The 11276-nt window shown below is 68.9% G+C and carries 12 protein-coding genes; 2 read left to right on the top strand and 10 right to left on the bottom strand.

Features of this window, described 5'->3' with window-relative positions:
* The 3 genes from ACIQWA_RS21870 to ACIQWA_RS21860 all read right to left on the bottom strand — a co-directional run.
* Window positions 1–806: CHAP domain-containing protein (locus ACIQWA_RS21870; protein WP_402484784.1), on the bottom strand; the 806-nt coding region annotated here is incomplete at its 3' end.
* A 131-nt stretch (window positions 807–937) separates the two neighbouring features.
* Window positions 938–1213: a hypothetical protein gene (locus ACIQWA_RS21865; RefSeq protein WP_402484782.1), complete on the bottom strand. Its 276-nt coding sequence runs from the start codon at window positions 1211–1213 to the stop codon at window positions 938–940.
* A 6-nt stretch (window positions 1214–1219) separates the two neighbouring features.
* Window positions 1220–1468, bottom strand: a complete 249-nt coding sequence (locus tag ACIQWA_RS21860) for a hypothetical protein (RefSeq protein WP_402484780.1) — start codon at window positions 1466–1468, stop codon at window positions 1220–1222.
* A 289-nt stretch (window positions 1469–1757) separates the two neighbouring features.
* Between ACIQWA_RS21860 and ACIQWA_RS21855 the strand changes: the two genes are divergently transcribed.
* Both ACIQWA_RS21855 and ACIQWA_RS21850 read left to right on the top strand, forming a co-directional pair.
* The gene (locus tag ACIQWA_RS21855) at window positions 1758–2273 is read left to right on the top strand and encodes a hypothetical protein (RefSeq protein WP_402484777.1); all 516 of its coding nucleotides are present in this window, start codon (window positions 1758–1760) and stop codon (window positions 2271–2273) included.
* Window positions 2273–2746, top strand: a complete 474-nt coding sequence (locus ACIQWA_RS21850) for a LuxR C-terminal-related transcriptional regulator (protein WP_402484775.1) — start codon at window positions 2273–2275, stop codon at window positions 2744–2746. Before ACIQWA_RS21855 ends, ACIQWA_RS21850 begins: the two co-directional genes overlap by 1 nt.
* A gap of 475 nt (window positions 2747–3221) precedes the next feature.
* Here ACIQWA_RS21850 and ACIQWA_RS21845 read toward each other — a convergent pair whose 3' ends face one another.
* The 7 genes from ACIQWA_RS21845 to ACIQWA_RS21815 form a co-directional block, all read right to left on the bottom strand.
* The gene (locus tag ACIQWA_RS21845; RefSeq protein WP_402484772.1) at window positions 3222–4691 is read right to left on the bottom strand and encodes a hypothetical protein; all 1470 of its coding nucleotides are present in this window, start codon (window positions 4689–4691) and stop codon (window positions 3222–3224) included.
* A 222-nt stretch (window positions 4692–4913) separates the two neighbouring features.
* Window positions 4914–5948, bottom strand: a complete 1035-nt coding sequence (locus ACIQWA_RS21840; RefSeq protein WP_402484769.1) for a UDP-N-acetylmuramate dehydrogenase — start codon at window positions 5946–5948, stop codon at window positions 4914–4916.
* 11 nt (window positions 5949–5959) lie between these two features.
* Window positions 5960–7003, bottom strand: coding sequence for a serine hydrolase domain-containing protein (locus ACIQWA_RS21835; protein WP_402484766.1), 1044 nt, complete (start codon window positions 7001–7003; stop codon window positions 5960–5962).
* Between the two features lie 2 nt (window positions 7004–7005).
* The gene (locus ACIQWA_RS21830) at window positions 7006–8310 is read right to left on the bottom strand and encodes a UDP-N-acetylglucosamine 1-carboxyvinyltransferase (RefSeq protein WP_402484764.1); all 1305 of its coding nucleotides are present in this window, start codon (window positions 8308–8310) and stop codon (window positions 7006–7008) included.
* Between the two features lie 2 nt (window positions 8311–8312).
* Complete coding sequence (locus ACIQWA_RS21825) at window positions 8313–9053, bottom strand: hypothetical protein (RefSeq protein ID WP_402484761.1); 741 nt, start codon at window positions 9051–9053, stop codon at window positions 8313–8315.
* Between the two features lie 68 nt (window positions 9054–9121).
* A complete protein-coding gene (locus tag ACIQWA_RS21820; protein WP_402484759.1) occupies window positions 9122–9328 on the bottom strand; it encodes a hypothetical protein in 207 nt (68 codons plus the stop codon).
* 104 nt (window positions 9329–9432) lie between these two features.
* Window positions 9433–10749: a helix-turn-helix domain-containing protein gene (locus ACIQWA_RS21815; RefSeq protein WP_402484756.1), complete on the bottom strand. Its 1317-nt coding sequence runs from the start codon at window positions 10747–10749 to the stop codon at window positions 9433–9435.
* Window positions 10750–11276: the final 527 nt, after the last annotated feature.

Below are 11276 nucleotides of genomic sequence, written 5' to 3'. Positions count from 1 at the left end.
AGGTCGGCTATGCCGTCGCCGGTGAAGTCCGCGGTGGCGGTCTGGGTGAAGTTCCAGCCGCTGGTGAGCTGCTTCTTGGTGCTGAAGCCCGCGCCCTTGTTGCCCGTCCAGACGGACAGGTTGCCTGCGGAGTCCTTGGCGAACAGGTCGGAGACCTTGTCGCCGTTGTAGTCCCCGGCGATCGTCTGCGAGTAGTTCAAGGTGACCGAGGGCTTCACGACCGGGCTGATGTACCCGCTGATGGTCTGGTTCCAGGGCGCGTCGCCCACCGCGTAGTGGGAGGTGCTCTCCTGCTGCACGATGCCCTGGGAGTGGCCGCTCGAGTGGCCCTCGTTGCCACCGACCACGGTGATGGAGTCGCCGCTCACCGCGGTGACCAGCGCCACGTGGTCGGCGTAGTCGCTGGAGGCGTTGTAGTTGTAGACGACGGCGTCGCCCACCTGCGGGGTGCTGTGCAGGGTGCCGTAGGTCTTGCCGTAGTCGTAGACGCTGGCCGCGGTGTTGTCGATCGCGGAGAGGTGGGCGACGTCGTACTGGGACCACACCCAGCCGACGAAGTCCGCGCACCAGGCCTGGGACTGGCCGCCGGAGCCGTCGCAGCTGGTGCTCTGGCTGTTCAGCCCGGACGAGTAACCGCCGTGGGCGCAGGGCCCGTTGCCGACCTCTGCGGTCGCGGTGGCGGCGATCGAGGACGTCGTGCTCGCGTGGGCCGGGGCAACCGTCAGGCCGGTCACTGCGGTGGCGGCGATGAGCGCGGCCAGACCGGTCTGCTTGAGGCGACGGGTGGTGGGCATGGTCATGGTCATGACATAAGTCCTTCGATGAGGCGTGGCGCGGCGGAGGCCGTGCCAGGGTGCGGGGAGTCTGCGGGGAGAGGGCTCTGGGGGAGGGCTCTGGGGGGGAGCTCTGCGGGAGGCCTCTGCGGGAGGGCGGAGCCTTACCGCCCGAGCAGCGGTATGACGTACCGGGAGAAGATCTTTGACCTGGTGGCGAAGCCGAGCAGCTCGCACGCATGTGCCGCTGCCTCACTCGGGCTGCCGGCCCGGAGGAACAGGACGAGGTCGATGCCGTGCGGACCGGCACGGGCGCGGACGTGTTCCAGGCCGTGGCGCGACTGGGCGTGCGCCCACAGGGCGTCGTGCACGGTGTGCGCGTCGGCTTCCTCGGAGCCCGTGCTCACCACCTGGTGCAGGGTCAGGTGGACGATGTGCACGGCAGGTCAGTCCCAACCGATGCTGTCGGCCTGCGGGCCGCCGCTGATGGCCGAGCCGGCCGGGGTGACGTCCCAGCCGATGGAACTCGCCGTGGCGCTCGCCGCCGTGGTGCTTGCCGCCGTGGCGCTCGCCACCGTGACGCTTGCCACCGTGGTCTGCGCCCCGGCCGCCGTCGTCAGCGCGGCCGGTGCGGTGCCGAGGAACAGCGCGGCGGTGATGGCGGAGACCTTGAGCAGGCGGGCGGCGTTAGGCATGGCGGTACCCCTGTCGGTGAAGTGTGTGGGGAGGCGGGAGGCCTCGGAGCGGTCCTGGCGAGCGGGTTTCGTTCTCGCCGCTGTGCCGGTGATCAATATCTTGCTGCCCGGAGAGGCCCAGTGGAATGGGTTCGGCCTGGCGCCAAGGAGCCAATGGGCCTGTCACCTTGGTGCCTCCGGCCTCCGGGGTCCGCGTGGCCGGACTTGGTTGCCGCTGCTGTACCTTGCTGGAAAGGTCGCCCGCGAAGCTGGGGAACGATCTTTCAGTGGCTAGCTGGGGGGCGCTTTCATGCTGGAAATGCTGGGGCTGGACCGGACCGTCGAGGCTGTCTACCGGGGGATGCTCACCGACCCCGAAGTCGGGGTCGCGGAGCTGTGCGCGCAGCTGGCCCTGCCGGAGAGCACGGTGCGCGAGGCGCTCGACGAACTCGCTGATCTCACGATCGCGCGGGATTCCCCCTTCCATCCGACCGGGCTGCGCGTGGTCGAGCCCCCGGTCGCACTGGAACTGATGCTCCTTCGGCAGGAGGAGGAGCTCGCCCGCCGCCACCACGAACTGGCAACGCAGAAGACGGCGATGGTCCGTGCGGTGGCCGAGTGCGCCCAACTGCGACCGGGAGTCGCCGTCGTCGGCGGCTCGGAGCGCCTGGTCGGGATGGAGGCGATCCAGGCGAAGCTGAGGGTGCTGGCCAAGGAGCTGCAGGGTGAATGCCTGGCGGTGATGCCCGGAGGCGGCCGGTCCAGGAGAGCCTCGACGCGTCCAGGCCGCTCGACGCGGAGGCGCTGGGACGCGGTGTCACCCTGATGACGCTCTACCAGGACAGCGTGCGCAACGACCCGGCCACCCTCGCGTACGCGCAGTGGATGACCGATGCCGGCGGACAGGTGCGTACCGCCCCGGTCCTGCCGCCTCGCATGCTGGTGTTCGACCGGCAGGTCGCCGTGCTGCCGATCGACCCCATGGACACCCGCCGTGGGGCGCTCTGCACGCGGGAGGAGGGGATCGTGGCCGCGTTGCTCGCCCTGTTCCAACAGGCCTGGGACACCGCCGTCCCGCTCGGGGCGGACCGCCAGCGCGAGACGGACACCGGCCTGAATCCCACCGAGAAGGAGCTGCTGAAGCTCCTCGCCACCGGCCTGACCGACGAGGCCGCCGGCAAGCGTCTCGGGGTCTCCTTGCGGACCGTGCGTCGCCAGATGGCCGCCCTCATGGAGCGCCTGGACGCCACCAGCCGGTTCGAGGCGGGCCTCAAGGCGGCCCAGCGCGGCTGGCTCTGAGCCAGGCCGGGCGCCCTCCCGGGGGAGCGCCCGATGTTCCCACTGATCAAGACTGTGGTGTTCGATGCCATTCGGCGGGGTTCGAATCCATCGGAGAAGGAACACCTGCAACCACGGAACGACGAGGGCCCCGACCGCTGATGCGGTCGGGGCCCTCGTTTGCCCTGGCGGGCGAGTGCGGAGGATACGAGATTCGAACTCGTGAGGGGTTGCCCCCAACACGCTTTCCAATTCTCCCGAACAGCGTCCGTCGAGGTTCACCCCCGTCCTGACCTGCGGCGGAGCGAACCACTGGGTGGCGGCTGAACCCGGCTGGACGAGGATGAACGAGACCAAAACTGAGACCACGGCGGTCACTCGCAGTGGGGCACTGGTCCGTCTCATAGGCCCCTGGACGTCCCCATCGGCACGCTGGCGGTGCCAGTAGGGCGGAAGCGGTGGAGAGTTACCTGACTGCATCCTTGTAATGTCTGAGTCAGTAAAGGCCGAGTTGCCAGCGGATGCTCTCTCTTGCCCGCTCGGCAAAGGGGCCTTGCGGATCGGGCGGTGGCAGCGTGTCCTGCGAGGTGATGCTGACGTGGCTGAGTAGTTCGACTGGAGTTTTTCCCATCAAGGTGTTCAGCAGTTCAATGACCTGAGGGAAAAGTCTTTCCGTCAGGGTGGCAGGGTCAACATTCCAGCGCCCATGGATAATCTCCTGAGCCCCCCATGTCGATCTTCCGCCCAGTGCATCCATTGCTGCCAAAATTTCGGGAGAATCCGCCTGCGGCAGGTTCATGTGGGTTTCGACCGGGCCGCCCAAGTTTCGAACCGATAGGCTAGACAATGCCTCGCCGTGCACGGAGTTCCGCAGCAGTCGAAGGATTGTAACTATGTGCCGGCCTGATGTATTTGGCCCAACGGTTGCCGCCAGGCTTCCCTCCTTGGCTTCGATTTCTTTGAGCCAGCTTTTCTTTTGCCACGCGGCAGTGTAGATCCCGCTTTGGAGGCTAAGCGCGTGATGTGCCACTCGGGCTGACACGTCAATTGCACCCATAAGTGAAACGAGGATGACGTCCAGGCAGTTCAATACTTCTTGGGCGGTGTCGTTATTCTGTTCGAGGTTAATTGCAGCATGGAGCTCGTCGCGGCTTTGAAGGGCAGTCTGCACGCGGCGCAGTAGTGAGCCGCCAAGATGGAGGAGTGTCTGATCGCCGCTACCGTTCGCATGCTGGGCGCAAGCTCCGAACCAGCGCCATGCGGCTGGCAGCAGTTCTCGTGTGCCGACCCAGTAGTAGAGTCCTTTGTTCATGGTGTACGTGCCGCGCCCGTCGATGCATCGGTACGTTATATAAAGACCCTGTGCTCGGAAGTAGAGGCCAAGCAACGCTAGAGCTTCTCGCGGCGTGCATGTGGTTACCCCGTACGGAATCCTGGTCTCTTTCAGGGATGGCCTGTTTGTGATGAAGAGATCGGCATATACGGCTTCGGCGACCTGAGCGGCTTGGGAATCTGCTGCGCGTCGTTCGCGTGCGGCTGCTTCGCCAAGTTCCTTGTAAGCCTTTACTGTGTTTTCGGCTCGCGCGATCTCTGCCCGGTTCCCGATGATAGCGCTGACGGTCGCGGTCTCGGAGTCGGAATAGACAACGTGCCGAACATCGTCCCCAACTTCATCTTCGGGGCATAGCTCCACCCAGCCGGGAGTAGCTTTGCGGTAGTGTCCATAGTCCTGCCGAGGAATTTCGACGGGAGGGCCGTCGTCGGCGTATCTATATAGCTTCACGAGATCATGGGTAAGCAGCCCGCTGAGTACCAGTTCGGGGCTCCATGAATCAGCTTCGCTGGCAATCAGGCAGTCTGCATCGGCCACTACGATCACCCGTCGCAATGATGCGCGAGAGCTAAACAATGGGATGCCAGACTCGGCCGGACTTTCGGGCCAATCCGACTTTCTGAGTATGGTCATATTCGAGTGCCGAAGGCGTCGAAGCATTCGCTCACTATAGACCTGGCCGACGACGGATGCTATGCAAAATCGGCCCAAGGTAGAAGATCCACTTGTCTGTCTATGGGCGGGAAGCGCTCCACCAGGCCGGTGTAACTGGCCAGTGGACCCAGGTTGAACCTGTCCCCCGGTACCCGGCTCGGATCGGGTGGACTATCGGGGGCGCAGATCCAACAAGGTCTGTTAGGTCCAAATGCCGACTGCCACTGGCTCGGGCTGCAGTGTGATGCCGGTCGCGATCTCGACCTGGGCCGAGAGTTCCGTGAGGGCTTGGGCGAAGCCGGTCGCGGTTGCGCCGTCGTGGGCGGTGAGGGTGAGGGTGCGGTGTTCCGAGCAACGGATGCCGGAGGCGATCTTGTAGCCGGGGCGGTAGCCGATGTGTTCCAGGAGCCAGCCGGCGCTGGCCCGGAGTTGTCCGTCGCTGTCGGTGTGGACGGGGCAGCCGGTGGCGGACAGGCGGGTGGCCTGGGTGGCGGTGACGGGCGGGTTGAGGAAGACCGATCCGGCCTGGCGGGCGGCAGGGCCGTGGGGGTCGAGGAGGAGTCCGCGGCTGTGGCGGTTGGCGAGAACGGCGGCCGTCACTTCGGCGACGGGCGGTCGGGTGCCGATGGAGGTGCCGAGTTCGTCAGCCAGCGGCTGGTAGGTGACGGGGGCGGCCGGTGAGCGGGTGAGGTGGAACGTCGCCGTCAGGACGGTCCAGCGGCCGGGGTTGCTCTTGAACCGGCTGTGGCGGTGGCGGAGGCGGCATGCCTCGGCGGGCAGGGTCCGCATACGGCCCATCTCCCAGTCCCACACCGTCAGGTGGTCGAGGGTGTCGGAGATCTGCTGACCGTAGGCGCCGGCGTTCTGAACGGGGGCCGCCCCGGTGGTGCCGGGTACCCCGGCCAGGCACTCGATCCCGGCCAGGTGCTCGGCGGCGGCCCAGGCGGTGAGGTCGGTGAGTGGGTGTCCGGCCTGCACGGTGACGTCGACTGTGGTGTCGTCCACGCGGGTGGCGGTGATGCCCCGGGTGTTCATGACTACGACGGTGCCGGGGTGCCCGGCGTCGGAGGCGATGACGTTGCTGCCGTGGCCCAGCACCACGGGTACCTGTTCGTGGCGCTGCCCGATCGTCCTGACGGCGTCGGCCCAGTCGGCGGGGGTGGAGATCGTCAGAACGTGCTCGGCGGGGCCCCCGAGCCGCAGTGTGGTCAGGGGCGCGAACGTGGTGCTGGGCACGGTAGGCCCTCCTAGGGTTCGTCGGTGATCGCCTTGAGGGCGAGGGTCCGCAGCGGGGCGAGGCGGGTGCGGTTGTCCTGGTGCTGGTAGACGGCGTTGGTGCAGATGGCCAGGTAGCGACCAGTGGTCGGGGCGAGGTAGAGGCTGGTTCCGGTGAAACCGTGGTGGTAGGCGACGCGGCCCTCGTCGGCGAGGATCCAGGCCAGGCCCCGGTCGAGGCCGGGTTCGATTTCGGCCTGCGGCTGCATGCTGTGGGCGAGCCAGCGGCCCAGGGGCCCATCGGTGGCGTGTGAGGTCAGGAGGTGGGTGGCGTAGGTGGAGAGGTCGGCCGGGGTGGTGAACACCCCGGCGTGGCCGGCGACTCCGCCGAGCAGGGCGGCGTTGTCGTCGTGCGGCATCCCCCACAGCCGGGGCCCGCCGGTCAACCGCTGCTCGGTCGGGGCGACCTGAGCGGAGCGGGGCACCGGTCCGTAGGTGGTGCCAGCCATGCCGAGGTGCTGCCAGAGCTCGGCCGCCAGTTCGTCCAGGCGTCGGCCACGGTAGTGGGCCAGGGCCAGGCCGAGGAGGATGAAGCCGCGGTTGATGTAGCGGTGTCCGGCTCCGGGTTCGGCGATCAGCTCCTCGCCGCAGATCAGCTCGGCCAGTGGCTCGGGGCGGCCCCGGTACCGGTCGAGGCGGGTGTCGGCCCGCAGGCCGGAGGTGTGCGACAGGATCTGGCTCACCGTCACCCGGCCGCCGGGCGCCTCGGCCGGGATGCCGGTCAGCAGGTCGCGCATTGTGGTGTCCAGGGTGAAGCCGTCCATGAGGGAGGTGCCGACCAGCGGCCAGGTGGCCAGGACCTTGGTCAGCGAGGCCACGTCGTACACCGTGTCCGGCCCCGGCCGGGCGTCGCCGCAGTCGGGGGCGACGATGCCGGAGGCCAGGTAGCCGGGATCGGTGTCGAAGGTGCCGTGGGCGATGACGCCGCCGGGCACGGTGCCGTCTGCGGTCATCAGGTCCAGGCACTCGCGCAGGTCGGCGAGCGCGTTCGGGGTCCACGGCACGGTGTTAGTCACGGCTACTCCTGGTCGATCGTCAGGTGGGCACCGAGCGCGGCCAACTTCGGCAGCAGGCTGCCGTATCCGCGCCGCAGGTGGTACATCCCTCGGATCGTAGAGGTGCCCTGGGCGGCCAGGGCGGCGATCACGAGCGCGGTCACCGCCCGGATGTCCTCCCCGGCCACGTCGGCGCCGGTGAGCGCGGACCGGCCCCGGACGGTGATCACCGAGCCGGTCGCATTGACGGCGGCGCCGAACGCGGCCAGGGCGGGCAGGTGGGTGTCGCGCTGGGTGTAGATCCGCTCGTCGATGCGGGAGGTGCCCTCGGCCTGGGTGAGGAAGGCGGTCAACTGCGGCTGCACGTCGGTCGGGAAGCCCGGGTGCGGGCCGGTGGCCATCTGTACCGGCCTCGGCCCGGCCGGGGTGCTGACGGCCGTTCCGCCGTCCAGCGGGTCGAACTGGATTCCAGCGTCGGCGAAGACCGACACAAGCCCGTCCGGGAACGCGGCCGGTGGGAAGCCGTCCAGGTGGACGGTGCCGCCGGTGATGGCGGCGGCCAACGCGAGGGTGGCGGCCTCCAGCCGATCCGGCGGGACGGTGAATACCCCGCCCCGGATGCGGTCGGTGCCGGTGACGTTCAGGGCCTTCCTGCCCCGCCACTTGATGCCGACGCCGACCTGCGAGAGCAGGGCGGCGGTGTGGGTGACCTCGGGTTCCACACTGGGGTTGAGGATCGCGGAGGTGCCCGGGGTCCGGGCAGCCAGCAGCATCGCGGTGACCGTCGCGCCCAGGCTTGGCCCCCACGAGCGGGTCTCGGCGTCGGTGATGAACGGCAGGCGTTTGCCGGTGAAGCGGGCCCGTACCCGGCCCCGGTTCACTTCGACCTCGGCCCCGGCGGCTTCCATCGCGGCCAGGTGCCGGTCGATGTAGCGGGCGCAGAAGGCGTCCCCGCCGGGGGTGGGGAAGGTGACCTTGCCGGCGCGGGCCAGCAGGGCGCCGCCCATTACTGCGGTGGTGCGGATGCGCCGTCCGAGGTCGTCCGGAATGACGGGGAAGTAGGAGTCGGCCGGCCGGGTGGCGAACTCGTCGCCGGTCACGGTGGTGCGGGTGCCGGTGCGGTGCAGGATGTCGGCGACGACCGAGGTGTCCAGGATCTCGGGTGCGTGGACCAGGGTGAGCGGGTCGTCGGCGAGGAGCGCGGCGGCGTACAGGTGCAGGGCGATGTTCTTGCTGCCCTGGACGGTGGCGGTGCCGGCCAGGCGGCGGCCGCCGGTGATCCGCACGGCCCTCTCGTCGGTCGTCGGGGTGGTGTCGGTGGTGGGCATGGTCACCTTCCCTGGCTTCCGGCCGGGAAGAAGCCCCCGACCTGGGTCTTCGGGTAGAGCAGGGTGTGTGCGCCGATGAGGGTGGCGGGCTGGAGGACGGTGCCGGCGGGAACGATCACGCCGTCGCCGATCACCGCGCCGAACTTGGTCTGGCCGGTGGGGATGCGGCGGCCGTCGAGGTGGGCGCAGACCTCTTCGGTGGCCGGTTCGGTGACCGGTCCGGAGGTGACCCGCAGGCCGGTGGTGGACACGAACGCGCCGATGTTGACGCCGAGGCCGAGCACGGAGTCGCCGACGAAGCTGGTGTGCTTCATGAACACCCCGCCGGTCAGCAATGAGCGGGTGACCTCCGCGCCGAAGCCGATCCGGCAGCCGGGGCCGACGACGGTGTTGTCGCGCACCCGGGCGCCGGCCTCGATCACCGCGCCGGGGCAGACCAGCACCGGGCCAGTGACGAACGCGCCTTCGGCAATGACGGCTCCGGGTGCCACGATCACGTGGCCCCGGACGGTGGCGCCGGGCTCGACGGTCCCGGTCGCCTCCGGCAGCGGGATGTTCAGGTTGCCGGCCAGCAGGTCGGTGATGGCCTTCTTGATGCCGAAGACGGTCGGGCAGCAGTTCAGCAGCTCCAGCACGACCGGGTCGGTGACGTGCTCGGTGTCGAAGTAGTACGCGGGGGTGGTGCGGTAGTCGATGCGCTCCAGCTCGGTGTGCAGCGCGGGCGCGTCGGTCAGCCGGTGCATGGCTGGATCTCCTCTCGGGCGAGCGAGTGGAAGAAGGGGGCGGGGCCGTCACGACGGCCCCCGGGGCCTCAGGAGGCGGGCAGGTCGGGCGCGGTCGCCGCCATCCGCGGGCTGGCCTCGGCCAGCTGGTTGTGGACCGACAGGCCGAGCATGGCGAGTACGGGCAGGTGCAGGGCGGCCCAGGAAGCGGCGAGGAAGGCACCGAGCCGGTCGCGGTCCGCCGGGGCGGCGTGCCGCCGGCTGGCGGGCGGCAGGGAGGTGCTGGGCGTTGGCATGGGAGGGCCTTCGGCAGCAGAGGGAGGGGTGGACGTTCCCCAGTGAACCGCCGGGCGAAAGGCCGGATCCGTATCCGGACTACGGGCCGTAGTCCGGCTACGGGTCAGATGATCTGGACGCCCGCTCGGGCGGCAAAGTCCCGGACGCCGGGCAGCTTGCGGTCGTGCCGCAGCAGGGTGGTGGCGAGGTCGCGGACGGCACCCCGGCGCACTTCCTGCGGAGCTGCCTCCTCGGCGGCCAGCAGAGCCCGGTAGCACTGTTCGGGTTTGCCCCACTGGTCGAACGCGCGGGCCACGTCGGTGAAGAAGCGGGCCTGCCGCTCGGCGGTCGGCAGCGCGGTAGGGTCGATCGTGGAGGCCAGCTCGATCGCCCGGCCGGCGTCGCCGAGCTCGTAGTGCACCGACAACTCGTGCAGGGCGACGCCTTGGACGCCGTCCATCAGGCCGGAGGCCCGGCCGGCAGCTGCGGCGCTGTCGGCGGCCTCGCGGATCAGCGAGTGCGCGTAGGCGCGGTCGCCGGTCTTCGCGGCGGTGTAGGCAGCGGTGGCATACAGGTCGCCGCGGGCGGCCAGGCGGGCGGACTCGGACACCGTGGTGTCGGAGAGGAGGTCTTCGGCGGCGACCACCACGATGTCGGTTGCACGGGCCAGGCTGCCCTGGCGGCGCCAGGCGCTGGAGACCATCCGCTGTGCCTCGGCGACCACCAGGGGGTCACCGCCGTCCCGGGCGGCGGTGAGCGCGCGGTCGGCGGTGATGGCCACCAGGTTGTTATCGCCGACCTTGATGCACAACCGGACCGCGAGGTTGTAGATCTGGGCGACGTTGCGAGCCCGCTCCTCGGTGCTGCCGACCATCTGGGCGGCGGCGATCCGGCTCGGCAGGGCTTCGGCGAGCGCGTCATAGTGGGCCGCCTTGAATTCGCAACGAGACGTCAGGAGCGAAGCAGCGACGGATTCGCGGGTCGGCTCGCTGCGGGGCGTCGGAATCCGCCCCGCCCCGTAGAGCAGTAGGTCCTCCAGGCCGGCGAGCGGTGAGGCCGTCTCGGCGTGCGCGGCCTGCTGGCCGGCGGCCGGGGTGAACAGGGCGGCAGCCGCCAGGGTCAGGAACGGGCGGCGTCGCACATCGTCCTCCTCAGCAGCGGAAGTGCTCGTCAGCGTAACGGAGGTGGACTTGCGGGGGCGGGACTTCGGCCGGTTGGAGGCCGGTTGCGGTAAGGCCATCAGCTCGCTGAGCTCGCAGCGCAGTACCTCTGCGAGGCGCCGGAGCAGGGTCAGGTCCTTCACCTGCTGCAAGTCCCGTTCGACCAGCGACATCCAGACCTCGCTGCGATCGAGTTCGGCGGCGAGGCGGAGCTGGGTCCACTCCATCTCGGCGCGACGGAGCGCGATGAACTTGCCGAACGTGATGCCACTGCCCCTCACGCTGGCCCCCGATGCCGTGTTGAAGCCACTACGGATCGCTACCGTACCGATGGTCGGGGCCGCGGCGTAGGGCTTTCGGTATCGAGCCAGCATGCCCGGCGGGCTTGGGTCGGGCTGCGATGCTGGTCCCTGAGGGTCTTGCCCTGAGGGTCATCCGCGTTGCCCTCGCACCCCTGGGCGAGGGCAACTCCATCCGCTGCGAGGTGCAGGCGGGGTAAGGACTCCTTTCCTCACAACTTGCTCCGCCTTGGCGGTGCCGGGGTAAGCATCGCTTATCCCACAACTTGCTCCGGTTTTCGGTGGTCTGACCTTGGTTCGGAACGCGAGTGAGCTTTGCAGGCCAGACCAGTGAACGTTACGGAGTCCGGTGGAAGCTCGGCCGTCTCCTCGATGGCAGGGCGTTCACGACGGGGCGTACACGCGAGCCCCCTTCTAGATGATTGATGCCAAGGGCTCGCTGGCACGCATGACATGAAGCGAGGGAGTCCAAAGATCGGTTGTGACGCCTGATCTGGACTCCCTCGCGA

The sequence above is a fragment of the Kitasatospora sp. NPDC098652 genome (assembly GCF_044760155.1).
Classification (GTDB): domain Bacteria; phylum Actinomycetota; class Actinomycetes; order Streptomycetales; family Streptomycetaceae; genus Kitasatospora.
Note: the sequence above shows the minus strand (reverse complement) of the source record. Positions and strands in the feature narration are given on the sequence as shown.